The organism is Nocardiopsis sp. CNR-923 (assembly GCF_001942255.1).
In the GTDB taxonomy this organism is placed as follows: Bacteria; Actinomycetota; Actinomycetes; order Streptosporangiales; family Streptosporangiaceae; genus Nocardiopsis.
Map to the genome: position 1 here is coordinate 55,662 of NZ_MKKC01000087.1, position 25,275 is coordinate 80,936.

The 25,275-nt window shown below is 72.1% G+C and carries 14 protein-coding genes, 2 tRNA genes and 6 pseudogenes; 9 read left to right on the top strand and 13 right to left on the bottom strand.

Translation table 11 applies throughout. The features are described from left to right. Positions 1-72 precede the first annotated feature (72 nt). The gene (locus BJF83_RS14220) at positions 73-549 is read left to right on the top strand and encodes a VOC family protein (RefSeq protein ID WP_075926680.1); all 477 of its coding nucleotides are present in this window, start codon (positions 73-75) and stop codon (positions 547-549) included. Between the two features lie 48 nt (positions 550-597). Here BJF83_RS14220 and BJF83_RS14225 read toward each other — a convergent pair whose 3' ends face one another. Then, the gene (locus BJF83_RS14225; RefSeq protein ID WP_075926681.1) at positions 598-1,368 is read right to left on the bottom strand and encodes a DeoR/GlpR family DNA-binding transcription regulator; all 771 of its coding nucleotides are present in this window, start codon (positions 1,366-1,368) and stop codon (positions 598-600) included. 251 nt (positions 1,369-1,619) lie between these two features. Between BJF83_RS14225 and BJF83_RS14230 the strand changes: the two genes are divergently transcribed. Both BJF83_RS14230 and BJF83_RS14235 read left to right on the top strand, forming a co-directional pair. Next, entirely contained in the window at positions 1,620-2,342 is a 723-nt protein-coding gene (locus BJF83_RS14230) for a glycerophosphodiester phosphodiesterase (protein ID WP_075926682.1), read from the top strand. Positions 2,343-2,603: 261 nt separating this feature from the next. Beyond that, positions 2,604-3,222: pseudogene (locus BJF83_RS14235) on the top strand (TetR/AcrR family transcriptional regulator). A gap of 25 nt (positions 3,223-3,247) precedes the next feature. Here BJF83_RS14235 and BJF83_RS31120 read toward each other — a convergent pair. Then, positions 3,248-5,139, bottom strand: a pseudogene (locus tag BJF83_RS31120) (GDSL-type esterase/lipase family protein). Between the two features lie 486 nt (positions 5,140-5,625). Between BJF83_RS31120 and BJF83_RS14245 the strand changes: the two are divergent. Continuing rightward, positions 5,626-6,111: a DUF4870 domain-containing protein gene (locus tag BJF83_RS14245; protein ID WP_075926683.1), complete on the top strand. Its 486-nt coding sequence runs from the start codon at positions 5,626-5,628 to the stop codon at positions 6,109-6,111. Positions 6,112-6,794: 683 nt separating this feature from the next. Here BJF83_RS14245 and BJF83_RS14250 read toward each other — a convergent pair. Further along, positions 6,795-6,868, bottom strand: a tRNA-Ile gene (locus BJF83_RS14250). A 261-nt stretch (positions 6,869-7,129) separates the two neighbouring features. Here BJF83_RS14250 and BJF83_RS14255 point away from each other — a divergent pair. Both BJF83_RS14255 and BJF83_RS14260 read left to right on the top strand, forming a co-directional pair. Further along, positions 7,130-8,118, top strand: a pseudogene (locus BJF83_RS14255) (malate dehydrogenase). 144 nt (positions 8,119-8,262) lie between these two features. Continuing rightward, a complete protein-coding gene (locus BJF83_RS14260; protein WP_075926756.1) occupies positions 8,263-10,755 on the top strand; it encodes an RNA helicase in 2,493 nt (830 codons plus the stop codon). A 36-nt stretch (positions 10,756-10,791) separates the two neighbouring features. Here the strand turns inward: BJF83_RS14260 and BJF83_RS14265 are convergent, their stop codons facing one another. Both BJF83_RS14265 and BJF83_RS14270 read right to left on the bottom strand, forming a co-directional pair. Beyond that, positions 10,792-11,274 (bottom strand): deaminase, encoded by a 483-nt coding sequence (locus BJF83_RS14265; protein ID WP_075926684.1) that lies wholly within the window; start codon positions 11,272-11,274, stop codon positions 10,792-10,794. Then, positions 11,271-11,969, bottom strand: coding sequence for a dihydrofolate reductase family protein (locus BJF83_RS14270; protein WP_075926685.1), 699 nt, complete (start codon positions 11,967-11,969; stop codon positions 11,271-11,273). Before BJF83_RS14270 ends, BJF83_RS14265 begins: the two co-directional genes overlap by 4 nt. Before the next feature lie 578 nt (positions 11,970-12,547). On the opposite strand from BJF83_RS14270, the gene BJF83_RS14275 reads away from it, so the two are divergent. Continuing rightward, positions 12,548-13,435: an SAM-dependent methyltransferase gene (locus BJF83_RS14275; RefSeq protein ID WP_075926686.1), complete on the top strand. Its 888-nt coding sequence runs from the start codon at positions 12,548-12,550 to the stop codon at positions 13,433-13,435. A 120-nt stretch (positions 13,436-13,555) separates the two neighbouring features. Here the strand turns inward: BJF83_RS14275 and BJF83_RS14280 are convergent. Next, positions 13,556-13,628: transfer RNA gene (locus BJF83_RS14280), tRNA-Asn, on the bottom strand. A gap of 163 nt (positions 13,629-13,791) precedes the next feature. On the opposite strand from BJF83_RS14280, the gene BJF83_RS14285 reads away from it, so the two are divergent. Then, the gene (locus BJF83_RS14285) at positions 13,792-14,130 is read left to right on the top strand and encodes a hypothetical protein (RefSeq protein WP_075926687.1); all 339 of its coding nucleotides are present in this window, start codon (positions 13,792-13,794) and stop codon (positions 14,128-14,130) included. Then, positions 14,130-14,648 carry a hypothetical protein gene (locus BJF83_RS14290; RefSeq protein ID WP_075926688.1) on the top strand — a complete coding sequence of 173 codons (519 nt, stop codon included), beginning with the start codon at positions 14,130-14,132 and terminating at the stop codon, positions 14,646-14,648. The genes BJF83_RS14285 and BJF83_RS14290 overlap by 1 nt, the downstream gene beginning before the upstream one ends. A 63-nt stretch (positions 14,649-14,711) precedes the next feature. Here the strand turns inward: BJF83_RS14290 and BJF83_RS14295 are convergent. The 7 genes and pseudogenes from BJF83_RS14295 to BJF83_RS14325 form a co-directional block, all read right to left on the bottom strand. After that, positions 14,712-17,676, bottom strand: a pseudogene (locus BJF83_RS14295) (FAD-binding and (Fe-S)-binding domain-containing protein). Positions 17,677-18,042: 366 nt separating this feature from the next. Beyond that, complete coding sequence (locus BJF83_RS14300) at positions 18,043-19,368, bottom strand: glycoside hydrolase family 18 protein (RefSeq protein ID WP_083678534.1); 1,326 nt, start codon at positions 19,366-19,368, stop codon at positions 18,043-18,045. 114 nt (positions 19,369-19,482) lie between these two features. After that, positions 19,483-20,568, bottom strand: a complete 1,086-nt coding sequence (gene rpoD / locus BJF83_RS14305) for an RNA polymerase sigma factor RpoD (RefSeq protein ID WP_075926689.1) — start codon at positions 20,566-20,568, stop codon at positions 19,483-19,485. A gap of 109 nt (positions 20,569-20,677) precedes the next feature. Next, a pseudogene (dnaG, locus tag BJF83_RS14310) lies at positions 20,678-22,557 on the bottom strand (DNA primase). Between the two features lie 222 nt (positions 22,558-22,779). After that, positions 22,780-23,484: a substrate-binding domain-containing protein gene (locus BJF83_RS14320; protein ID WP_316042280.1), complete on the bottom strand. Its 705-nt coding sequence runs from the start codon at positions 23,482-23,484 to the stop codon at positions 22,780-22,782. A gap of 11 nt (positions 23,485-23,495) precedes the next feature. Next, the gene (locus BJF83_RS30560) at positions 23,496-23,786 is read right to left on the bottom strand and encodes a LacI family DNA-binding transcriptional regulator (protein WP_316042281.1); all 291 of its coding nucleotides are present in this window, start codon (positions 23,784-23,786) and stop codon (positions 23,496-23,498) included. Between the two features lie 189 nt (positions 23,787-23,975). Further along, positions 23,976-25,228: pseudogene (locus BJF83_RS14325) on the bottom strand (deoxyguanosinetriphosphate triphosphohydrolase). Positions 25,229-25,275 lie beyond the last annotated feature (47 nt).

Here is a 25,275-nt window from a genome sequence, read left to right on the forward strand (position 1 = left end):
ACGACGACCCTGATCACGTGTTAAGCGCGCGTTAAGGCATACCCGAGCACGGTGGAATCGGCCCTAGGCTCGATGACCGTGCTCGATCTACTGACCACCATGAAGCCCGGGTCCAGCCGACGACGAAGAGAGGTCAAGGTGCCCCAGATCTGCGGTCTCGCCCGCGTCACCCTCTCCGTTCGCGACCGTGACGAGAGCGTGCGCTTCTACCGATCGGTCCTGGGTTTCAAGGAGCTGCGCAGCGAGGACGAGAACGGCACGCTGCGCACGGCGTGCCGCCACTCCTGCGGGTTCCTGCTGGACCTGGTGCAGCACAAGGACAACTTCAAGGGGAAGTTCGACCACCGCCGCTGCGGCCTCGACCGGCTGGTGCTGCGGGTGGACAACCTCGGCGAGCTGGAGGCGTGGGAGGACCGGTTCACGAAGCTGGACGTCGAGCACACGCCGACCAGCCACGACGCCGACGGCTCCACGCTCGTCTTCTACGATCCCGACGGCACCGAACTGGCGCTGTTCGCCCCGGCCGAGATCGACGACGACGAGGACTGAGCCTCCCCGCCGCCGTCCCCCCGTCGACGGCACCCGGGCCGGGGCGCGTCAGTCACACCCCACCAACCTCAGTCGCACGTCCCGCTCGGCCAGCTCGTCCACGGCCGAGCGCGGCAGCCGGTCGTCGGTGACGATGAGGTCGAACTCCTCCAGGCTCGCCACCCGGAACGTGCCGAACTTGCCGTACTTGGTGCTGTCGACCGTCAGGACGCTCTTGGACGCGATCCGCAGCAGCTCCTGCTTGGCGATCACCTTCGCCTCCGAGGGGGTCGTCGACCCGCGCTCGGCGTCCCAGGAACTGCTGGCGATGAAGGCCAGGTCGACGTTGACCTTGCGGAGGAAGTCGGCGGTGAACTGACCCACGGACGAGTGGTCGGAGTGGGACACCACGCCTCCGGTGTGGATCAGCTCGATCCCCGGGTACTCCATCAGGTGGCCCACGACGTTGAAGTCGCTGGTGATGACGGTCAGGCCGACCTTGTCCGTGAGCATCGGGACCATCTGGAGGGTGGTCGTCCCCGCGTCCAGGTAGATGGTGAAGTTCTCCCGTACCAGATCGGCGGCCGCGCGCGCTATCGCCCGCTTGGCGGGCACCTCCAGCTGCGCCTTGGCCAGGTAGGAGGGTTCGCTCTTGAGCCGGGCCGCCAGCCGCACACCGCCGGTCACCGACAGGACCTTGCCGTCGTTCTCCAGGGCCTGGATGTCACGCCGGACCGTCATGTGGGACACGGACAGCATGGACGTGAGCTCGTTGATGCTCAGCACGTGACGCTCTTGCAGGAGCTTCAGGATGTGCTCTCGTCGCTGGTCCGGGATCATCGTTCGCCTCACACTCCAGGGCCGACCTTGGGGACACCGTGCTGACACGATCTCACGTAACAGAGTTTCCCAGTTCGGGGGACCGGGTCGGTGGCCTGGCGACGTGACACGGCTCGCAGTGGCCGCGCGCGGGGACCCGAGCGGTCACGCCGTCCCGCCCCGGGGGTGGCGACCCATCGTGCCGGTCCGCCTTGGTCGGCGTTTTTCCTGTTTGCACCACGAGGGGCCGCCGACTTTGCCACCCTGGCACCATGACGTTGTCCATCGCACTGAGCGGAGACACCGCGCGTTCACCGGGGAACACCCTCCCCGCCCTGCGATCAGCGTGGCGCGCCGGAGCCGACCTGGTCAAGGTCGACGTCCACCTGAGTTCGGACGGGTACCCCGTCCTGGTCGACGAAGGCGTCACGTCCACGCCGGGCGCCGCGCCGCGTCCGGTCGCCGAGCTCACCCTGGCCGAACTCGCGACCGTCCGCGACGACGTGGATCGGCGCGTCCCCACCCTGATGGAAGTGCTCGGCGAGTTCCGCCCCGGGACCGTTCCGCCCCTGCTCATCGACGCCGTCGCCCCGGACGCGGCGCTGGCGGCGCACACCCTGCTGCGCGAGCGCGGCCTGGCCGACCGGGTCCCGTTCACCGGCTCGCCCGAGGCGCTGGGAGCGTTGCGGTCGCGCAGCGCCGAGACGCCGTTGCTGCTGACGTGGGACCAACCGGGGCTGCCCCCCGAGGAGGTGGTTCGGACCCTGCGCCCCAGCTGTCTGGCGGTGCGGCACACACTGCTGAACCGGGAGCGGATCGGAGAGATCCACCGTTTCGGATATCGCGTGGCCGCGTGGAACGTGAATGATTTTCCAGAAATGGCGCGGCACATGGGAATGGGCGTCGACGTGATCGCGACGGAACGGATCGAGGATCTCGCACCGCTGACGAAGGACGCCGAGAGGGGAGGACGCCAGACCGCGGGTTCACCCTGAGCGCCCAGGGAAACAGCAGGCCAGGAGGGGACGGGCGAGGGCGTAGGGCGACCCTGGAACCGGGCTTTACTCCCCTATTCGCATAACAACGGGCACATCCGCATCATGTGCCACATAGCCACGGCAATCCGCGCCGATTTCCCGCGTTTCACGCGATGGGACGCCCCCCTGGAGCTATCCTCGGAAAGCATTCCCACCGAAGCAGTCCCCACGCCGCGCCCCACCCCCGCGGCGTCTTCCCAACGACGAGATACCTGACAGATGACGGCCGACACCTCCCCTCAGGCGCTGCGCACCACGGCCCCCGTCCTGGACTGCGCGGCGCGCCTGTTCGCCAGACACGCTCGCGCGGCATCGCCATGTCCGCTCTGACCGAGCGCATCGCCTCAGAGACCGGGACCGACGCCGCCTCCCTCCGACGTGCCTTCCCCACCCGGTTCGACCTCGCCTACGCGGTCGTGCTGCGCTCCACCCGCGAGCGCGTCGACGGGCAGCTGACCGCCGACGACGCCGCGCGCCCGCGCCCGACCGCATGGCGAACCTGGTCAGACGGCACGTGGCCCTCGGGTGGAAGCATCGAGCGGCCACCGCGCTGGGCCATGAACTCCTGCCGGTCCTTCGCGCCGTCCATCCGGCCCGGCACAGAGAGATCGTCCGTCTCACCCGTGCCTACCGCGAACATCTTCGGGAGATGATCAGGGACGGCGTCGTGACCCGGACCTTCGAGATCCGCGACCCGGGCCGGGCGGCCGACGAGGTACTGGAGACCCTCGACTCCCTCCTGCACTGGTACGACCCCGACGGCGGCCTGAGCCTGGAGGACCTCGGCGCCGTCTACGTCGACCTGGTGGTCCACCACCACCTGGGGTGCCCGCGCTGAACGGAGCCACGCCCGGATCCGGCGTTCAGCCCCCGACCAGCGCGTAAAGATCGACGGATTCGGCGATCGCCCGGAACCCCGCGTCGCCCGGGTGCAGGTGGTCCCCGGAGTCGTAGGCGGGCAGCAGCCGTGTCGGGTCGGCGGGATCGCGCAGCACCCGGTCGAAGTCCCACACCCCGTCGTACACCGAGCCAGGCGCGGTCGCCTGGGCCCGCAGATGGGTGTTGACCTCCCGGCGCTCCCGTTCCACCGCCGCCGTGCACAGCGGCTCGCCGCCGCACGGCGCGAGCGTGGCGACGAAGACCCGCAGCCCCCGTTCCCGGGCCAGCGCGGCGACCTCGTCGAGCCCGGCGACCACCTCGCGCGCGGTAGTCCCCCACCGCAGATCGTTGATTCCGGCGAAGACGACGACGGTGTCCACCCCGTGCTGGGCCAGCACGTCGCGCTCGAAGCGGTGGCGCAGACTGACCCCGGCCGCGGTGGTGGCCGTGCCCTCACCCGTGTACGGGTCGGAGACGACGTGGTTCCCGGCGACGCCCGCGTGAGCACCCCGAGGTGGGGGACCCCCGGTTGGGCCGCCAGACGTTCGCTGAGCACGTCGGGCCAGCGGGTGTGGGCGTCGCGCGTGGCGCCGACGCCGTCGGTGAGCGAGTCGCCGACCGCGGCGACCGCGCCCGGCGCGCCGAGGACCTCCAGGCCGGTGAGGAAGGGCCACTGCGCGACTGACCCGGTGAACGGCTCCCCGGTGGTGTCCAGGGTCAGGTCGCCGCTCCCGGCCGGACTGGTGAATCCCGTGTCCGCGGCGGCGTAGTGGACGGGTGCGCTGGTCACCCGCTCCGGCAGGTGGAGGCTGACCAGCGCCTCGGTGTTGGCGGGCAGCCGGACGGCGACCGGGTCGCTGAACACCTGGGCACCGGCCGGCAGGACGGTCCCGGAGGCCCCGTCGAAGGTGAGCGGGACCGCCGCCCCCGTGGTCCCGGCGCCGCCGCCGCGCAACGCCAAGGAGGCGGCGCCGACGGTCACTGCTCGGGTCGCGAAGGTGTTGTCGAGTCGGATGCGCGCTGTGGTGCCACTGGTGCTGGTGCGCACGACCAGGCGCAGAGTCTGGTCCTGCCAGGGGCCGACCTCCAGCAGAACGGAGGTGGACCGGGACCAGGTGCCGACCCAGTCGTCGACGACGGGGGTCCCCTCCACGGCGAACACGTGCAGGTCACCGCCGACGGGGGCCCGGGGCAGAACGACGTGGGAGACCTCGCGCAGCGGGTCGACCGGGACGGTGCGCGCGTACAGGCGCACCGAGCCGCCCCGGCCGAACCCGGTGACTGCGTTGGCGTAGGGGAGGGTCAGGACGGCGTCGGCGGCGGGGCCCCTGGTCCAGTCGGGGACGGAGAGAGTGAACTCCTCCGCGGTGTCGTCGGCGTAGACCACGCGGCCGGCGCCCAGGACGGGCGCGTCCAGGTCGTCGGCGCGGATGGCGGTGGCGAGGAAGGTGACCCCGCGGACGCGATTCTCCTCCAGGCGCACACGCTGCCCCTCGCTGACCAGGTGGTCGGGCCGCCCGGGACCGTAGGAAGGCAGGTCGACGGGGGTGCCGAGGACGGTGATGCGGCCTCCGGGGAGCCATCCGGCGGCCGAGAGGGCCTGGGCGGACAGGCTGTTGCCCGCTCCGTCGAGGTCGCCGGTGACGGCGGCGCCGTCGGAGGTGACGCCGACGCGGTCGACGAGGTCGGCGAAGGGGGCCGGAGCCAGGGGAGCGACCCCGCGCGCAAAGGGTTCGGCCGCACGCGGCAGGACGTGGACAGCCACGCCGACGACGGCGACCGCGACGACGGCCGCGCCCGCGCCCGTCCACCACGCCCGGTGACCTCTCCGGCGGGCGGGTGCTCTCCGCCGCCCTCGCTGACCCCGGCTCACCACTCGCCTCTCCGCTGTTTCACGACATGTCGGACGACGTAGGGCGGACGGCGGTTGATGAGACGTGCGACACCATCACCCTGGGCGGGCCACCAGTCTAGAGGAGCACTCGGAACTGTGTGGAGAAAACCGGCATCATGCGCTGCGCGGGCGACACGGAAGGATCTGGAGAACTCACCAGGAATCAACTCCGATCATCACGAAGCGGACGGAGAACACGGGCGCCGAGCCGCGCGATTTCGATTATGAATTGTTCTCACATTTCTCCGGCGCCCCCGGAACGCCACCCTCGGGCGCCCCGGCGGGGCCGCGCGGGACGGGCGCCGTGACATTGCAATTCGATCGCCGTGCCCTGGCATGCTAAAGATCGAGTGCCGGAGCCACGAGATCCCACCGCTCCCGGCCACCGGAACCGGCACCCATCGGCGGCCGTCTGCTGAGGTGGGACCATCACGGCCGTTCCCCCGAATCCCACCGAAGGAGTAGACCATGTCCTACCCGCCCCCTCCCCCGCCGGAGGATCCCTACGGCCAGGGCCAGCGGCCCGCCCACCAGGAGGGGTCGGGCGGCTACCCCCCGCCGCCCGGCCAACCCGGACCCGAGGCCCAGCCCGGCGGCCACCCTCCGCACGGCCAGCAGTGGCACGGCGGCCAGCCCACGCCCGACGACAGGCAGATGGCCTTCTTCGCGCACCTGGGCGGCGGCCTCCTCGGATGGATCGTCCCCCTGATCATCTACGTGATCAAGAAGGACGAGTCTCCGTTCGTGCGGCAGCAGGCGGCTGCGGCCCTGAACTTCCAGCTCGTCATGTTGATCGCGTACGTGGTCTCCGGGCTGCTCATGATCGTGCTCATCGGCTACCTGACCTGGCTCGCCGCGTTCATCTTCTCGATCGTCACGGGGGTGCGGGCCGGACAGGCCGTCAACCAGGGACAGCAGTTCACCTATCCGTTCAATGTGAACTGGGTCCAGTAGTGGTCGCGGTCGCGCTCCACCCGGTCCGGGTGGAGCGCCGGCGGGCCAGGACACCGTCCAGCCCCGTGCCCTCACCGGAGCCGGTGCCGGGCGCGGTCCCTGCTGCCACCCAGCCCGGCCCCTCCGCTCAGCGCGGGCTGCACAGAGCGCTCACGCCCCCCGCGCGCACCCCGTCCACGAGGCGCTGACCGGTGCACAGTCAGCCCAGCATGGCCTCCGCTCCAGCGCGGGAACCGGGACATTCCTCCACGGCGCCTGAGGAGCCCGCGACGGCCCGATGGGCGCATCCCCCACGCTCCCGCCGGCATCCGTCCGGGCCTTGACCGAACCAGGCCCGTCGGGCGGTGTTCACCGGGCATTGGTCCGACCTCCTCTCGGCCCGTCGCTCCCCGAACCACGCGATGGTCGGCCTGCATGAAGGAATCCGCCCTTCACAGATGACGAAATGAGCGGTTCGCAGTAGCGATGTCGGATCTATCGTCTTATCAGGTCTCGTGAAGCGCGAAGTCGAAGTCCGGCGGCCCCGAACCCCGTTCGGGTTCGAGGGGGTTCTGGAACGTCGACGCGCATTCACGTGGCCGTACGGCCCGGACCTCGGGAGTCCGCACGAGATCACAGGGAACACGAGAGCGCCACTGACCTGTCCGCGCAGGTCGGTGGCGCTTCTTTCGGGTCATAGAGGGTAGGCCGGGCAGGACTCGAACCCGCGACCCAGGGATTATGAGTCCCCTGCTCTAACCAGCTGAGCTACCGGCCCGCCGTCGTCGCAATCGTCATCCTAACAGGGTGCGTCAGGCGTTTCCGCGCCGGAAATCCGACGCCGAAGGGGATTGGCGCACGGCGCCATCAGGGCACGGTCTCCTTGCGCGCACCTGGGTCGCCCCTCCCGGGGACGGTCGGTCTAGGGTGGTGAGGTGCGGCGCGCGCCTGGTCGGACCCCAGCGCCCCGGCACCGACGCCGCTTCGTACCCGTTGGTAACATCGCGGGTCGCACTTCGTCGTCAGGAGAGTTCACGTCATGGCCCAAGTACCCGTCAACGTCACCGTCACCGGCGCCGCTGGCCAGATCGGCTATGCCCTGCTGTTCCGGATCGCCTCCGGTCAGCTGCTGGGGGCCGACACCCCGGTGAAGCTGCGTCTGCTGGAGATCCCGCAGGCGGTCAAGGCCGCCGAGGGCACGGCCATGGAGCTGGACGACTGCGCGTTCCCGCTGCTCCAGGACATCGACATCTTCGACGACGCCCGCCGGGCCTTCGAGGGCGCCAACGTCGGCCTGCTTGTCGGCGCCCGTCCGCGCGGCAAGGGCATGGAGCGCGGTGACCTGCTTGAAGCCAACGGCGGCATCTTCAAGCCCCAGGGCGAGGCGATCAACGCCGGCGCGGCCGACGACATCCGCGTCCTGGTGGTCGGCAACCCGGCCAACACCAACGCCCTCATCGCCCAGAGCCACGCGCCGGACGTCCCGGCCGAGCGCTTCACCGCGATGACCCGCCTCGACCACAACCGCGCGCTCACCCAGCTCGCCAAGAAGCTCGACGTGTCGATCAACGACATCAGGAAGCTCACGATCTGGGGCAACCACTCCGCGACCCAGTACCCGGACCTGTTCCACGCCGAGGTCGACGGCGCCAACGCCGCCAAGGCCGTCGACGACCAGGCCTGGCTGGAGAACGACTTCATCCCGACCGTCGCCAAGCGCGGCGCCGCGATCATCGAGGCCCGGGGCGCGTCCTCGGCCGCCTCGGCCGCCAACGCCGCCATCGACCACGTCCACGACTGGGTCAACGGAACCCCCGAGGGCGACTGGACCTCCGCCGCCATCCCGTCCGACGCTCCTACGGCGTTCCCGAGGGACTCATCTCCTCCTTCCCGGTCGTCTCCAGGAACGGCCGCTGGGAGATCGTCCAGGGCCTGGAGATCGACGACTTCTCCCGCTCCCGCATCGACGCCTCCGTCCAGGAACTCGTCGAGGAGCGCGACACCGTCCGCAAGCTCGGCCTGGTCTAGGACCGGTCCGTCCCGCCGGGCGTCCACGGGCGCGTCCCCCTTCCCGGGGGACGCGCCCGTCGCCGTATCCGGTGCGGCCTCGGGGACGGCCGTCCCGAAGGGTGCACGGGAGCGGGCAGTATAGGAAGCGTGAGTCTCATCGATGTGCTTCCGGCCGAACCCGACCCCGACTCCCTCTTCGAGGCGTTCGCTTTGTGGGCCGAGGAGCGGGGTCTCACGCTCTACCCGCACCAGGAGGAGGCCCTCATCGAGGTCGTCTCCGGGTCCAACGTCATCCTCAGCACCCCGACCGGCTCTGGCAAGAGCATGGTCGCCACGGGGGCGCTGTTCGCCGCCCTGTCCCGGAACGAGTGCGCGTTCTACACGGCTCCCATCAAGGCCCTGGTCTCGGAGAAGTTCTTCGACCTGTGCAAGATCTTCGGGACCGACAACGTCGGCATGATGACCGGCGACGCCAGCGTGAACGCCGACGCCCCCATCATCTGCTGCACGGCCGAGGTCCTGGCCCAGATCGCGCTCGCCGAGGGCGGCCGCGCCGACATCGGCACGGTGGTCATGGACGAGTTCCACTTCTACGCCGAGGCCGATCGCGGCTGGGCCTGGCAGGTGCCGCTGCTGGAGCTGCCCCAGTGCCAGTTCCTCCTCATGTCGGCCACCCTGGGCGACGTCACGCGCTTCGAGGAGGACCTCGACCGGCGCACCGGGCGGTCCACCTCCGTGGTCGCCTCGGCCGAGCGCCCGGTCCCCCTCTACTACGACTACCGGGTCACTCCTTTGCACGAGACCCTGGAGGAACTCCTGTCCACCGGCCAGGCTCCGGTGTACATCGTGCACTTCACCCAGGCGCAGGCGGTCGAGCGGGCGCAGTCGCTGACCAGCATCAACATGTGCACGAAGGCGGAGAAAGCAGCGATCGCCGAGGAGATCGGCAACTTCCGCTTCACCACCCGGTTCGGGCGCAACCTGTCGCGGTACGTGCGGCACGGCATCGGCGTGCACCACGCGGGCATGCTGCCCAAGTACCGGCGCCTGGTCGAACGGCTGGCCCAGGCCGGGCTGCTCAAGGTCATCTGCGGCACCGACACCCTGGGCGTGGGCGTCAACGTGCCCATCCGCACCGTGCTCTTCACCGCGCTGAGCAAGTACGACGGCGTGCGGGTCCGCCGTCTGCGCGCCCGCGAGTTCCACCAGATCGCCGGGCGGGCCGGACGCGCCGGGTTCGACACCGTGGGCAACGTGGTCGCCCAGGCCCCCGAGCACGTGATCGAGAACGAGAAGGCGCTGGCCAAGGCGGGCGACGACGCCAAGAAGCGGCGCAAGGTCGTGCGCAAGAAGGCTCCCGAGGGCTTCGTCTCCTGGGACAAGGCGACGTTCGACAAGCTCATCGACGCCGAGCCCGAGCCGCTGACCTCCCGATTCCGCGTCAGCAACGCCATGCTGCTCAGCGTGATCGGCCGCCCCGGCAACTGCTTCACAGCCATGCGGCACCTGCTCACCGAGAACCACGACGACCGCAGGACGCAACGCCGCCACATCCGCGAGGCGATCGCCATCTACCGGTCGCTGCTCGATGGCGGCATCGTCGAGACCCTGCCCGAACCGGACGAACAGGGCCGGACCGCCCGCCTCACGGTGGACCTCCAGGCCGACTTCGCGCTCAACCAGCCGCTGTCCACGTTCGCTCTGGCGTCCCTGGAACTGCTCGACGCCGCCTCACCCAGCTACGCGCTCGACGTGCTCAGCGTCGTGGAGTCCACCCTGGACGACCCCCGACAGATCCTCGGCGCCCAGCTCAACAAGGCCCGCGGTGAGGCCGTCCAGCGAATGAAGATGGACGGGATCGAGTACGAGGAGCGCATGGAGCGGCTGGAGGAGGTCGACTACCCCAAGCCGCTGGTGGAACTGCTCGACCACGCCTACGAGGTCTACCGGCGCGGCCACCCGTGGGTGGGCGACCATCCGCTGCGGCCCAAGTCGGTGGCGCGCGACATGTTCGAGCGGGCGATGACCTTCACCGAGTACGTGGGCTTCTACGAGCTGGCCCGCTCCGAGGGGCTGGTGCTGCGCTATCTGGCGAGCGCCTACAAGGCCCTCAACCAGACCGTGCCCGACGACGCCAAGACCGAGGAGTTGCGCGATCTCGTCGAGTGGCTCGGCGAACTGGTCCGCCAGGTCGACTCCAGCCTCCTGGACGAGTGGGAGCGGCTCACCAACCCCGAGGAGGAGTCCCCCGGCGGGGAGTCCGAGCCGGAGGAGCGGGTCCGCCCGGTCACCGCCAACACCCGGGCGTTCCGAGTCCTGGTGCGCAACGAGCTCTTCCGCCGGGTCGAGTTGGCCGCCCGCCGCCGCTATGACGAACTGGGCGCGCTGGACTCCGACGACGGATGGGACGCCGAGGCCTGGGAGGAGGCCCTGGAGGACTACTTCGACGAGCACGACGAGATCGGGACCGGTCCCGACGCGCGCGGTCCCGCGCTGCTGCTCATCGAGGAGGAGGACGGGCTCTGGCGGGTCAGGCAGGTCCTGGCCGACCCTGCGGGCGACCGCGACTGGGGGATCAGCGCCGAGGTCGACCTGGCCGCCTCCGACGCCGAGGGCCACGCGGTCGTGCGGGTCACCGACGTCGACCGGCTCTGAGGCAGTGCTCGCTCTGGGCCTCCGCTTCGCCGCGCGCTACCGGCCGCCGCCCGCCAGCAGGTGGGCGTTGGCCTCGCGCACACCCGCGGCCAGGTCGGGACGCTCCACGACCTCCCGCCCCGAGCGGCGCAGCCGTTCGGCGCCGTCGCAGTCGACGAACAGCTCCGGCTCGCGCCAGGCGAAGACCACGCGCGGGATCGGGGTGCCCCGCACCAACTCCGCGCAGGACACGGGGCGGGAGGCGCGGGCGCTGCACGGTTCCAGCGACGTGTAGAGAGTGGCCCCGGACAGGCGGGGGTCGGCCGCGTCCACCTCCCGGAGCGCGACCTCCTCGGCATGGTCGTGCGGGGAGTCCCGGCGCGAGTAGCCCTCGCCCAGGACCGTCCCGTCGGCGGCGACCACGACCGCGCCGACGGAGAAGGCCGTGGTCGAGGGCGGACAGTTGCGCGACAGCTCGACGGTCCGGCGCAGCCAGTGCGCGTCGGCGTCGCCCTCGGCCGGCCGCGGTCCGGTGCTCACTCCCCCGCCCCCAGCCGGTAGCGCAGGACGGCGACGTCGCCGATCGCGCGGCTCTCGACCAGGCGCATGGGCGACGCGGGGCCGTGCGGGAACGCTGCGGGCAGGACGAAGCGCGGGGCGTCCGCCTCGCCCACGAAGAACGGGGCGACCGCCAAGCGGAGTTCGTCCACCAGGCCCGAGGCGAGGAAGAGCGTGTGGATGTGGCCGCCGCCCTCCACGAGCAGGCGCCGGACCCCGCGCGCGGCCAGGTCGGCCAGGATCGCCTCGACGGTGGGCGGGTCCCCGGCGTCCACGACCTCGGCGGGGGGCTCGGCGGTCGGCCGAGCGGCCAGGCGCGCGCGGGCCAGGTCCACCCCGTCGCCGCCGGAGTAGACGACCGCACCGGCGTCACCGGTCGCGAACAGGCGCGCGGAGGGATCGACGTCACCGCCCCGGGTGACCACGGCCTTGAGCAGGTGCTCGGTGCGTCCCTGCGCGCGGCGGCGCTCGCGCAGCGCCGGGGAGCGCACAAGGAGCCTGGGATCGTCGGCGCGCAGCGTGCCGACGCCGACGAGGATGGCGTCGCACTCGGCACGCAGTTCGTCGATCTCGGCGAAGTCGGCCTCGTTGGACAGCCGCAGTCGTTCGGGGCCGGTGTCGTCGATGCGTCCGTCGACCGACATGGCGCAGCTCAGGATGGTGTGGGGACGGTCCATCCCCCCAGGCTAGCCGCGCGCGGCGGGATCGGGCCCGGGCGCGGCGCGGGTGCGGGGAGCACGCTCACCGGGGGTTTTCGGCCGGGACCCGACCCCGGCTCCTCCTGCGCATTGTCGCCCGCGGAACGCTATTCGCGCAGGCAGCGAGAACGCATCGTGAATTACTCACCCGTATTCACGGCGACCTTATTCTACTCCGCTCTGTATGCACCCGGTGGCACTTTGCCGACATACGCGGACAACGCACCTTCCGACACCTGTTCGAGGAACCGGCCCCGAGCTGGCCGTCGCCATCCCCCGGAGGCGGCGAACCGCTCTCCCCGCGGCCCGCGCGGGCCCGCCGGAGCGGGCCGCGCGCGGCTCACACCCCCTCACCGATTCCTCACAAAATGGACATTAGGGGTGTACGTCACGCCTGGCCCGAGATTGGAGTAACGCCCGACAGGCGAGCGGACAAGGGCGTCCCCACCCCGCTTTTCTCCAACCCGTATCCTCTACTCGGTTAACAAACACCGCCCGTGAGGAATACAATCCCAGGAGTCGACCACACTTCCCCACCTCACGACCAGAGGACGGCGATGTCGCGATTCACCTCCCCCGATTTCCTGAGGCAGGCGGGGGGCAAACACGTCCGGGCCAATCCGCCGCCCACCGTCGACCTGGCCCAGCCCAGCATCGCTCGGCTGCGCTCCTTCCACCTCAAGGGCAAGGACCACTTCGAGAGCGACCGCGAGTTCGCCTCACGCGCCGACGACGCCGCGGCCGGCTTCCAGGAGATCGTGCTCGGTGAGCGAGCCTTCCTCCAGCGCGCGGTCCGCTTCCTCGTCGAGGAGGCGGGGGTCAGACAGTTCCTCCAGTTCGGCTCCGGTCTGCCGGCTCCGGGGGACCCGCACGAGATCGCACTCGCCAGCGATCGGCACGCCCGCGTCGTCTACGCCACCGACGACCCCATGGTGCTGACCCACCTCCGAGCCCTGATCTGTGACGGCCGCACCGTCACGGCCGTGCGCGGCGGGCTGACCGAACCCGGCCAGGTCCTGCGCGACGACGAGACCCGCCGCTTCATCGACCTCGACCAGCCGGTCGGACTCCTGCTCACCGGCGTCGTGCCGCACGTGTCCGACGACGAGGACCCGGCCGGGCACATCGCGACCCTGCGCGCGGCGTTCGCCCCCGGAAGCCACGTCGTCCTCAGCCACTACTGCCGCCCCGACCCGGGCCAGTACTCCAAGGACGCGATCCGGGCCACCCGGCTGGAACGGGTCTTCGTCGAGCACCTCGGCTCCGGGTGGTGGCGCGGACGCCGCGCGGTGGAGTCCTTCCTGGACGGCTGGGAGATCCTCCCCCCCGGAATGCTCGAAGTACAGCGGTGGCGCACCCTGCCCGTCGCGCCGCCCGTCCCGGGCACCTACCAGATGCCCCGCCGCAACCGTCGGCTGATCCTCGGCGGTGTGGGCCGGATCTGAACCCGTCGCCCCCTCGTCCCCCGCGTTGGAGCCCCTCCGGCCCGGCAGCGGGTGAGGGGCGTCGTGCCTCCCGCCCCCGCGCACCACGAAGGGCCCTCCCACGGGGAAGGCCCTCACTCGCTCCCGCGACTGGACTCGAACCAGTAACCTGCCGGTTAACAGCCGGCTGCTCTGCCAATTGAGCTACGCGGGACCGCGTTCGGCAGCGTTGCGACGGGGGTCCGCTGCGACAGGAAACAGCCTAGCGCGCTCGCGGAGTGCTCGCGACCGGTGTCGGGCCGTGTGGCCGCGGCCACGACGCGGTAACGTCAGGGCACGAACCGTCCCACCGCCACCAAGGCCTGGAGAGGGAGCCCATGCGCTACCGGATCACCTTCGCCGCCGGACTCGCCGTCGGTTACGTCCTGGGCGCCAAGGCGGGCAGAGCCCGCTACGAGCAGCTCGTCCGCACCGCACGCAAGGTGGCCGACAGCCCCGTCGTGCAGGAGGTGGCCGGGCTCGTCGGCGCACAGGTCAGCAACGCGGGGCGCACGGTCTACGACAAGGCCGTCGACACCCTTCCGATCACCTCGCTACGCGACTTCCTCGCCCGCCCCACGGAGGATGAACGGGATCTCGTCGAGTGGGAGCGGCACATGGCCGAGGGCCGCCCGTCGAGCGCCAACGGCTCGCCCGAGAGCCCTCAGGGCAGCTAGTGGGCCTGTTCGGCCGCGGGGTGCCCGAGTCGGTCCGCGCTCGGCTGGAGCGCGGCGAGCGCGTGCTCGCCCACGCGCCGGTGCGCGCGGCCGGGGGCGAGCAGCCCCTCCTGGTCGCGACCACGCGTGCGCTGTACCTGCCCGACGGCCGTGCGGTGCCCTGGCAGGACATCGACCAGGCCAGGTGGACCCCGGACACGCTGACCTTCGACGAGGAGGGCGAGGGGCGGCGGACCGTCCGGCTGCGCGCGGAACCGGCCGAGGACGCCGTCGACTACCGCCGCATGGCCGAGACGGTCGCCGAGCGCGTCACCGCCACCATCCTGGTCAACCGGTTCGTACCCTACCCCCGCGGCGACTCGGCCACCGGCTTCCGCCTGGTGGCGCGCCGACCGCCCGGAAGCAGTGAGGCACGCTGGCGCGTGCACCTGAGTGAGGGCCTGGACCCGAAGGACCAGGCCCTCTCCGACGCCGTCTCACGCGTCCTGGCCGTCCTCCGGGAACAGATGGGCGTCTGACACCCGCTCTCGCGAACTCGGCACGAGGCTCGGAGCACCGAGCACCGGGCCCTTCGTCCTCGCCTACGCCCGCCGCTCGTCCCCCGCTCCCGGCTCGGCTCCTCCCGCAGAACCCGGTGCGTCCCTCGCGGCGATCCCCCGGGCGAGGACCTCCGCCAGGTGCAGGGCGCGACGGCCGGTGCCCTGGTCGATCTGGGTCCGGCAGCTGTAGCCGTCGGCGAGGACCAGGGTGTCCGCGTCCGCCGCGCGCACCCGGGGCAGGAGTTCGCGCTCCCCGATAGCGGCGGAGATCTCGTAGTGCCCCTCGGTGAACCCGAAGTCGCCGGCGAGTCCGCAGCAGCCCGAGTCCAGGACCTCGCCGTCGATCCCCGCCCTGGCGATGAGTGCGCGCTCGGCGTCGAACCCCATCACGGCGTGCTGGTGGCAGTGCACCTGGGCCAGCGCCCTGGCCGAGAGCCGGGGCGGCCGCCACTCGGGAGCGTGGACGTCGAGAAACCCCGCCAGGGTGTGCACGGCTCCCGCGACCCGCTCGCTCGCGGGGCCGGGCAGCAGCTCCACCAGGTCGTGGCGCAGAGCCGCCGTGCAGCTGGGCTCCAGTCCGACCACGGGCAGCCCCTGGGCCACGAGCGGCTCCAGGGCGCGCACGGCACGGCGCATCACCGCGCGGGCGACGCCGAGTTGGCCGGTCGACACCCACGTCAGCCCGCAGCACACCCGGCCCTCGGGGAGCACGACCGTGAAGCCCGCGTCCTCCAACACGCGGGTGGCGGCCGCGAGCACTCCCGGGTTGAGGTGGTTGCCGAAGGTGTCGGGCCACAGGACGACCCGTCGGCCGGCCGCCCGGCCCCGGCCGCGCCGCTGGCGGCGGCGGAAGGCCCGGGTGAAGGTCGTGGTGGCGAAGGCGGGAAGGTCGCGCTGAACGGCCACCCCGGCGAGCCGCTTGGCCAGGCCCGAAACGCCGGGAAGCCGGGCGACCCGGTTGGCCTCGGCCGGGGCCAGCGTGGCCAGCCGGGCCCAGAACGGCAGCCAGCCCATCGAGTAGTGCGCGGCGGGGCGCGGACGCCCCCGGTAGTGCTGGTGCAGGAACTCGGACTTGTAGGCGGCCATGTCCACGTTGACCGGGCAGTCGCTCAGGCAGCCCTTGCACGACAGGCACAGGTCGAGGCTCTCGCGCACCTCCTCCGACCGCCAGCCGTCGGTGATGACCTCCCCCTTGGCCATCTCGAACAGCAGGTGGGCCCGCCCGCGCGTGGAGTGCCGCTCCTCTTGGGTGACCTGGTAGCTCGGGCACATGACGCCGGGCCCGCTCTGGCGCCGGCACTTGCCCACGCCCGAGCAGCGGCGCAGGGTCCGCGCGAAGTCGCCGTCGTCGTCGGCGTAGGCGAGGGCGACCTCCGACACCAGGGGCAGTTCGGGGCGGTCGTCGGCGGCCACCCGGATGTCGGCGTCCAGGGGCAGCGGGTCGACGATGATGCCGGGGTTCATCACCCCGTCCGGGTCCCACACGCGCTTGAACGCACCGAACGCCCGGATGATCCCCTCCGGGTACATGCGGTGGAGCAGTTCCGAGCGGGCCTGACCGTCGCCGTGTTCGCCGGACAGGGAGCCGCCGTGCGCGACGACCAGGTCGGCGGCCTCCTCCATGAACGCCCGGTACTCCCTCCGGCCCCGTTCGTGCGTCAGGGCGAAGTCGATACGCACGTGCAGGCACCCGTCGCCGAAGTGGCCGTAGACGACGCCGAAGCGCCCGTGCCGCTCCATGAGCGTGTCGAAGTCACGCAGGTAGCCGCCCAGATTCTCCGGTGGGACGGCGGCGTCCTCCCAGCCCGACCAGGCGTCGTCCCCGCTCGGCGTGCGCTGGGTGAGCCCGGCCCCCTCCTCGCGGATCCGCCAGAGCGCCCGTTGCTGTGCGGCGTCGGTGACCACGACGGCGTCCTGCGGCCGGGACGCGCCCTTGAGTTCGGAGAGCATCCGTTCCGCCGCCCCGGCGGCCTCGGCTGGCTCCGCTCCCGCGATCTCCACCAGGAGCCAGGCGCCGCCCTCGGGCAGGGAGACGCGGCTCCGGGAACCGTGGCGGTCCAGGGCCGCGACCATGCGGTCGTTGATGCCCTCCGCGGTCAGCGGCGCGTGGCCGAGCAGGTCGGGCACGGCGTCGGCGGCCGTGGCGGCGTCGGGGTAGCCCAGGACCGCCAGGGCGCGGGCGGGCGGCGACTCGACCAGGCGGACGGTGGCGCCCAGGACGAAGGCGCAGGTTCCCTCGGTGCCGACCAGGGCCGCGGCGACGTCGCGGCCTTCTCGGGGAGCAGCCGGTCCAGGGCGTAGCCGGAGACGCGGCGCCGGAACTCGGGCATGGCGGTGCGCAGGTCGGCGCGATGCTCCTCGACGAGCCGGTCGAGTTCGGTGTAGATCCGGCCCTCGCGTCCGGGCCGCCGGGTCAGCTCCGCCCACTCATCGGGGGTGTGGCGGGAGCCGACCGTCATGCGGGTGCGTCGGCGAGGAGGACGTCGAGGGCGACGATGTTGTCGGCGGTGGTGCCCCAGGCCACGGAGTGGGAGCCGCAGGCGTTGTTGCCGACCATGCCGCCGACGGTGCAGCGGCTGTGCGTGGAGGGGTCGGGGGCGAAGGTGAGCCCGTGGGCGGACGCCGCCTCTCGGAGGTCGTCGAGGATGACGCCGGGCTGCACTGTGGCGGTGCGGGCGACGGGGTCGATGTGCTCGATGGCGCGCAGGTGGCGCGAGGTGTCGATGACGACCCCCGTGCCGATGGCGTTGCCCGCGATCGACGTGCCGCCGCCCCGGGGCACGACCGGGACGCCGTGCTCGGCACAGGTGCGGACGGCGGCCGCACAGTCGTCGACGGTCTCGGGGATGACGACGCCGAGGGGAACGCGTCGGTAGTTGGAGGCGTCGGAGGTGTACAGGGCGAGCGTTCCGGGATCGAAGGCGACCGTCCCCCGGATCCGGCGCTCCAGGTCGCGGCGAAGGTCTGCGGGGGCGGTGCGGGAGGTGGAGTTCTGCGCGTCGGCCATGTCCCCAGCGTGGCCGTCCGGGCCGGGGCGTGGCAACCGCGGCGCGCCCCCGGATCGTCGCCGGTCTGGGCGGCACGGCCGGTGCGCGCTGCCCGCGGAGCGCGGCGCGGACTCCGTCGGGTGCGGTCCTTCGACGGCGCGGGGACAGCCGCATCTGATGGGCCCGGATCAGCCCCACCCGTGACGGGCGGCGCCGGAACCAGCGCTCGTGGCCGCCCCGCACGGATGCTCCAGTGGGGGTCGGGGGCGGGTGGCCGCGGCACGCACCTGCCGTGTCGGCACGCGACGGACCCCACACGCCGCATGCCGTTCCAGGCAGCGCGTGATGTCCTTCTCCGACGGCCCGCCGGGGAAGTCACCACGTGCTCACCGTCGGTCCAGGGACTCGTCCATGGCCCGGACCAGCTCCCCCTGGGGGTCCATGTCCAGGTTCCACATCATGAGCCCGCCCAGGCCGCGGTCGAGGACGTACTCGCCCTTGATCGCGATCACGTCGGCGTTGTCGTAGGTCCACCAGGTGTCGCCGTCGTAGATCCAGTACGCGCCCGCCTCCTCGTCGAGGAACCGGCGCCCGTCGCGCTCCTCCAGGTCGGCGAAGGCCATGGTGGGGCCGTCGTAGGCGTCGTCGGCGGGGGCCTCGGCCGCCTGGCCGCGGCCCGCGTCCTCGGCGCCCACCCCCTGCCAGCCTCGCCCGAAGGCCGGAACGCCCACGACGAGCCGCGACGGGTCCGCGCCCAGGTCGAGGTAGCGCCGGACGGCCCCGTCGACGCTGGCGGCCCGGGGGTCGTGGGCGGGCGCGTACAGGTTGGAGTGGTGGGCGGTCCGCTCGTTCCAGGGACCGGCGAAGTCGTAGCCCTGGACGGTGGCGAAGTCGACGAGGTCGAACAGTTCGGCCTCGTAGGCGGAGCCGGCCTCGGCCCCTCCGGGCAGGGAGACCGACAGCGTGTACCCGACGCCGGTCTCCTCGCCCAACGCGTCCAGTTGGCGGCGGAACTCGGCGACCAGCGCCGTGAGGTTGGCGGGGTCGTCGGGATGGACCACGTTGCCCGGGTCGCCCTGCCCGCCCGGCCACTCCCAGTCCAGATCAACGCCGTCGAAGACCCCGTACGCCGCGCCCCCGCCGCCCTGGGCGCCGCCGTCGAGGACGGGCAGGTCGCCGCGGATCCACAGGTCCAGGCAGGAGGCGACGAATGCCTCCCGGGACTCGGGGGTGCGAGCGGCCACGGACAGGTACGTCGACCAACTCCAACCGCCCAGCGACAGGCTCGCGCCCAGGTGCGGGTGGTCTTCGCGGAGCAGCCGCAACTGGTGCAGGCTCCCGGCCAGGTCCTGGTCGGGGCGGTCGGCCCGGCCGTTGACGCTCTCCTCGGCGGCGTAGGGCCGCTGGTACAGCTCCCACGGCTGGTCGTCGCGTCCGGAGGGGATGTGGCACAGGCCGTCCTCGCTGACGTCCCCGAACGCCCACATCAGGCGGGTCAGGTGCTCGGGTGCGCCGCTGGCCGCCACGTCCGCGACGGTGAAGCCGCGGTCGGCCACGTTCCAGCCCGCGACGTAGGCGACGCGCTCGGGCTCACGGCCGCCCAGCAGGACGACGCCGGTCGCGACGAGCGCGCCGGCAGCCACGGCGGCGGCCAGCGGGGGCAGAGCGCGGCGGCGGAGGGGGCGGGCCGGGGAGGATCGGTTGACCTGCACCCTTCGAGCCTAGGCACGCCGCGCCGCGAGCACAGCGGGTTCGGGGAAGGACGGCCACATCGGGCCATTTTTCGCGCCGCGGAACCCGCGGGGCCGCGGACTCGCTCGCGGCGCTCAGTCAGCGGTGAGGTAGTCGCGCAGGGAACCCGCCCGAGAGGGGTGGCGCAGCTTGGCGAGCGTCTTGGCCTCGATCTGGCGGATGCGCTCGCGGGTCACGCCGAACTCGCGGCCGACCTCCTCCAGTGTGCGGGGGTGGCCGTCGGCCATGCCGAAGCGGAGCCGGATGATCCGGCGTTCGCGTTCGGACAGGTCGCCGAGCAGGGTGCGCAGCTGCTCCTGGAGGAGGGTGAAGGAGGCCGCCTCCACGGGGACCACGGCGTCGGAGTCCTCGATGAAGTCGCCGAAGTCGGACTCCTCCTCCCCGATCGGCGCCTGGAGCGAGACCGGTTCCCGTGCTATCCGCTGGATCTCCAGCACCCGTTCGCCGCCGCACCCGGCCGCCGAGGAGATCTCGGCGGTGCTCGGCTCGCGGCCCAACTGCTGGTGGAGTCGGTGCTGGATCCGCAGGAGCTTGTTGATCGTCTCCACCATGTGCACGGGGATCCGGATGGTCCGCGCCTGATCGGCGATGGCCCGGGTGATGGCCTGGCGGATCCACCACGTGGCGTAGGTGGAGAACTTGAACCCCTTGGCGTAGTCGAACTTCTCCACCGCGCGGATCAGGCCGAGGTTGCCCTCCTGGATGAGGTCGAGGAAGAGCAGCCCCCGCCCCAGGTAGCGCTTGGCGATCGACACGACCAGGCGCAGGTTGGCCTCGATCAGCCGCCGTTTGGCGCGGCGTCCCTCCTCGACCAGGGCGGTCAGCTCCTCGGACGTGCACGCCCGTCCCTGCGGGTTCCGACGCTGGGCGTACAGACCCGCCTCGATCGCCTTGGCGAGGTCGACCTCCTCTTCGGCGGAGAGCAGCGGGACCCGGCCGATCTCGCCGAGGTAGAGACGGACCAGGTCCGAGCCCGACCTTCTGCCCCCTTCGATCGGGGGTCCGGTCTCCTCCGGGTCGGCGACCTCGACCCCGATCCGGGCCAGTTGGGCGACGGCCTGATCCAGGGCGTCGGGGGGAGCGTCCAACCGTTCCAGTGCGGAGGCGACCTCACCGCGACTGACCGTTCCCCGACCCGCGTCAGGGAGCAGCCGGGCCACTCGTTGAACCGGCGGCATTTCGTTCGTCACAACCGTGGAAGCCACCCATACATTGTGCAGCTCAAGGTGCCTCGAAGGGAGACTCATTATTGTCACCCCGGTGCTACATTCACCCCTGCTCGCTCTCCTTGAGGGCTCGTTTTACCTGTTGGAGACGCATGAGTTCGGTGAATACCCGCTGCTCCTCCTCGACCTGCGAAGTTCCTTCGAGGCGGGCGAGCTCGGATTTGAGGTTTGCCACCCGTCGATTGATGGAATGAGTCCTGATTGTGCCCAGCATTTGAGTGGCGTAATGCCCGTCGAGTTCTCCATAGAACTCCACTGGTTCGACCGCCAAACGGGTGAGGAAATCGCGCTGGGCGTCATTCGGCGCGGCCTCGCGCAGGTCGTTCACCCACACCTGGGGATCGTGTGCGGCGGCCACCCCGCCGTGCTGGGCGATGAGGGCGCGCACCGCCCGGTGCTGCGGGACGGTGAAGTCCTCGTCGGTGAACTCGTCGAACCCCCGGGCCAGCCCGGGGAACTGGACGGCGATCTTCAGCGCCTGCCGCTCGCGCTGGACCGAGGGGTCGCGCAGGTCGTAGGGGGCCTCCCCCGCGTCCGGGGTGGGAACCGGTCGGGACTCGGCGCGGGGACGCCGGTCGCCTCCGCGCGCGGCGCCCGCGCGCATGTGCTGGGCGACCCGGCGTTGGACGAGGGCCTCGTCCATGATGCCGGTCCAGCGGTCCAGGCTCGCTCCGTAGTTGCGCCGCACACCCTCGTCGCGGATGCTGGCCACGATCGGCGCGGCCGCGTCCAGGGCTGCCATCCGGCCCTCGGGCGAGGACAGGTCGTAGCCCTCCATGACGTTGCGGATCATGAACTCGTACAGCCGCACGGCGCCGTCGACCAGGTCGGCCACCGCCTGCGGACCGTGCTGGAACCGCAGGTCGCAGGGGTCGAGACCGTCGGACTGGACGGCGACGTAGGTCTCGGACGTGAAGCCGTGCTCCTCGGCGAAGGCGCGTACGGCGGCCTTGTGGCCCGCCTTGTCACCGTCGAAGGTGAAGACCACCCGGCCGCCCTGGTTGGTGCGGCCCAGCAGCATCCGGCGCAGGATCTTGACGTGGTCCTCGCCGAAGGACGTGCCGCACGTGGCCACCGCGGTGGTCACTCCCGCGTCGTGGCAGGCCATCACGTCGGTGTAGCCCTCGACGATGACCGCCTCGCCCTTGTGGGAGATGTCCCGCTTGGCCAGGTCGAGTCCGTAGAGCAGCCGCCCCTTGTGGAAGATGGGGCTCTCGGGCGAGTTGAGGTACTTGGGCCCGTCCTCCTCGGGGTCGAGCTTGCGGGCGCGAACCCGACCACCTCGCCGGTGACCTCGCGCACCGGCCACAACAGGCGGTTGCGGAAGCGGTCGTAGGCGCCGCGCCGACCCTGGCTGGCCAACCCCCCGCTGATGAGCTCCTGGTCGGTGAAGCCCCTGCGGCGCAGGTGAGCGGTGAGGTTCTCCCACCCGGCGGGTGCGAAGCCGAGTCCGAAACGCTCGGCGTGGGTCCGGTTGAAGCCGCGCTCGGTGAGGAAACGGCGCGCCGTGGCCGCCTCGGGGGACAGCAGGTGCTCGGCGTAGAACTCGGCGGCGGCCCGGTGGGCGTCGAGCAGGCGCTGGCGCTTGCCCTCGTCGCGCCGGGTGCTGCGGCCGCCCTCCTCGTAGCGCAGGGTGACGCCGGACTGCCGGGCGAGGGACTCGACGGCCTCGGTGAAGCTGAGGCTGTCGATCCGCTGCACGAACGAGATGACGTCGCCGCCCTCGTTGCAGCCGAAGCAGTACCACAGGTTCTTGGCCGGCGTGACGTTGAAGGAGGGGGACTTCTCGTCGTGGAAAGGGCACAGCCCCTTGAGCGAGCCCCCTCCGGCGCTGCGCAGTTGGAGGTACTCGCCCACCACGTCCGCGATGGGGGTGCGCTCGCGCACCAGGGCGATGTCTTCGTCTTTGATCCGGCCTGCCACGCGTGCCAGCCTAGTTCGCCCCGGGGACCACGTGTCCGCCGTCGCGGTGGGAACCGGCGTCGGACACGCCGGCCCTCCCCTTCCCCGGCGGCCACCCGGTCGGCGCCGGAGCGTCGACGAGGCGGATTAGGCCGCACTGGCGGGCGGCCGGGTGGCCGACGCCCGGGAGCAGGACCCGGATCAGGTCTTCCGGGAGGTCCGCGCCGCCGGTGACCGGGGGCGTCATGGAGCGGCGGCCGTGCTGCCCCTGACACGGAGCCGGGTGGGGACGGGGACGCGCGGCGGGGCCCCGTCCCCCGTGAGCGCGGCAAGCAGGAGGGCGGCGCCGTCCCGGCCGAGGCGGCCGGTGTCGTATCCGACGGTGGTCAGCGGCGGCGTGAGGTAGGCGGCCTCGGGTGCGTCGCCGAACCCGACGACGCTGACCCGCCCGGGGACCGCGATCCCCCGTTCCCGGAGGGCGCGCAGGAGCCCGAGCGCCATGGCGTCGTTGGCCGCGAACACCGCCGTGACCGTCTCCGGCGCCTCGGCCAGGCGCAACCCCCGTTCGTAGCCCGACCGGGGTGTGCCGTCGCCACCCAGGGGTTCGGGGTCGGGCGCCCCGGCCTCGGACAGAGCCCGGCGCCACCCTCGCGCGCGGGCCTCGCCCTCCAGCCAGCCGGGCGGACCGGAGAGGTGGTGCACGGTGCGGTGGCCCAGGTCCAGCAGATGGCGGGTGGCGGCTCGGGCCCCGCCCTCCTGGTCCGCGTCGACCGCCGGCAGCCCCGATCCCGCCGCGCCGCCGACCACGACGAGCGGCCGTGGGGCGCGCAGGTCGCCCAGGGCCTCGACCACCGACCGCCGGGGGGTCAGGGCCACGCACCCCTCCACGGCCTGGTCGGTCAGGGTGGCGACGGCCGCCGCGACGTCTTCCCGCGAGTGCCCGTCCATCCCCACGACGCTCAGGAAGTACCCGGCTGCGCGGGCCGCGCGCTCGACGGCGGCCAGGGTTCGGGGATCGACGGGGGTGTCCGGGGTGAGGGCGCCGAGGAGCTGGGTGCGTCGGGTGACCAGGCGCGTGCGGTGGCGTTGCGCCGGTAGCCGAGGGCGTCGATGGCGGCTCGGACACGGACGACGGTCTCCGGCCGCACGCCGCGGTGCCCGTTGACCACCCGTGAGACGGTCTGGTGGGAGACCCCGGCCAGGCGCGCGACGTCGGCCATGACCGGTGCGCGCCCGTCGCGTGCGGACATCGGGGCCTCCTCGCCGCGTTCGCCGGTGGTGGCGCGGGCACCATCGTTGGACGCGGGCGTCCGCGGTGTCAAGAAGGTCGCGCGGATCTGCCCGGTGCGGGCACGAACCGGGGCGTGCCCCGGAACCGGGCGGGGACCCGGGCGGGTCCGGGCTCTCCTGGTGGTCCGGGCCCGGGCCCCGGCCCGGGCTCAGCGGACCAGCCGGGCGTGCAGGGCGGTGGCGGAGGTGTCGGTGAGCGAGGCGACCTGGTCGACGACCGCCCGCAACGCGGCGGCCTCGTCGGTGGCGGTCTCGTGGAGGGCGCGGAACTGCGGGTCGAGTGCTCCGGGCGCGCCGGCGCGCAGGGCGGCGACCAGCTCCGAGATCGTCCGCCGCTCCTCGGCCTGGTAGGCCAGCGCCTCCTCCCGGGACATGACGAAGTGCGCGGCGACCGCCTTGAGCAGGGCGCACTCCAGCAGCGCCGCCGGGGGAGCACGAGGTCGGCGTGGTAGCGGGTGAGGCGCCCGGGACCGTGGGCCTCGCGGGTGGCCCGCTCGGCGGCCAGGCAGAAGCGGCCGATGAGTTCGCTGGTGAGGTTCTTGAGCGCCGCGAGGGAGGCGAGGTCGCCGGTGAGTTCGCCGGGCCACATCGGTTCGGCGAGCAGATCGGTAAGGACCTGGTCGAGTTCGGCGGGGTCGGCGTCGCAGTAGCGGTCGGCGGCGGTCCGGCACACCTCGGCGCGCTCGACCGGGCTGCGCAGGGCGGCCATGCTCACCAGACCGGCGTGCAGGGCGTCCTCGACGTCGTGCACGGAATAGGCGACGTCGTCCGACCAGTCCATGACCTGCGCCTCGAAGCACGTGCGGCCGCTGGGCGCGCCCTCGCGCAGCCAGGTGAAGACCTCGGTGTCGTCCGGGTAGCAGTTGAACTTGCGGGTGTCGCCGCCCTCACCCCTGCGCCACGGGTACTTGACGGTGGCGTCGAGGGTGGCGCGGGTGAGGTTGAGCCCGTTGCTCCGCCCGTCCGGGGCGATCACCTTGCCTTCGAGCCGTACGAGCAGGCGCAGGCTCTGGGCGTTGCCCTCGAACCCGCCGCACTCGGCGGCGGCCTCGTCCAGGGCGCGTTCGCCGTTGTGCCCGAAGGGAGGATGGCCCAGGTCGTGGGACAGGCACGCGGCCTCGACCAGGTCGGGATCGCAGCCCAGGGCCTGGCCGAGCTCCCGACCGATCTGCGCGCACTCCAGGGAGTGGGTCAGCCGGGTGCGCGGGAAGTCGCTCACCCCCGGCTGGACCACCTGGGTCTTGGCGGCCAGGCGGCGCAGCGCGGAGCTGTGCAGCACCCGCGCGCGGTCGCGTTCGAAGGGGCCCCTGGCCCGGTTCTTGCGGGACTCGCCCGCCATGCGCGCGGTGTCCTCCGGCGCGTAGCCGGGGACACCGCCCTCGGTTCCCGCTCGGTTCGTCATCGTGTACCGACTCTACTCACCGGTTCGGACGAACCATGACATCGCCC

Coding starts and splice junctions, on each gene's coding strand:
- BJF83_RS14220 (WP_075926680.1), top strand. CDS start 73: ATGACCGTGCTCGATCTACTGACCACCATGAAGCCCGGGTCCAGCCGA.
- BJF83_RS14225 (WP_075926681.1), bottom strand. CDS start 1,368: ATGATCCCGGACCAGCGACGAGAGCACATCCTGAAGCTCCTGCAAGAG.
- BJF83_RS14230 (WP_075926682.1), top strand. CDS start 1,620: ATGACGTTGTCCATCGCACTGAGCGGAGACACCGCGCGTTCACCGGGG.
- BJF83_RS14245 (WP_075926683.1), top strand. CDS start 5,626: ATGTCCTACCCGCCCCCTCCCCCGCCGGAGGATCCCTACGGCCAGGGC.
- BJF83_RS14270 (WP_075926685.1), bottom strand. CDS start 11,969: ATGGACCGTCCCCACACCATCCTGAGCTGCGCCATGTCGGTCGACGGA.
- BJF83_RS14275 (WP_075926686.1), top strand. CDS start 12,548: ATGTCGCGATTCACCTCCCCCGATTTCCTGAGGCAGGCGGGGGGCAAA.
- BJF83_RS14285 (WP_075926687.1), top strand. CDS start 13,792: ATGCGCTACCGGATCACCTTCGCCGCCGGACTCGCCGTCGGTTACGTC.
- BJF83_RS14320 (WP_316042280.1), bottom strand. CDS start 23,484: ATGGACGGGCACTCGCGGGAAGACGTCGCGGCGGCCGTCGCCACCCTG.
- BJF83_RS30560 (WP_316042281.1), bottom strand. CDS start 23,786: ATGTCCGCACGCGACGGGCGCGCACCGGTCATGGCCGACGTCGCGCGC.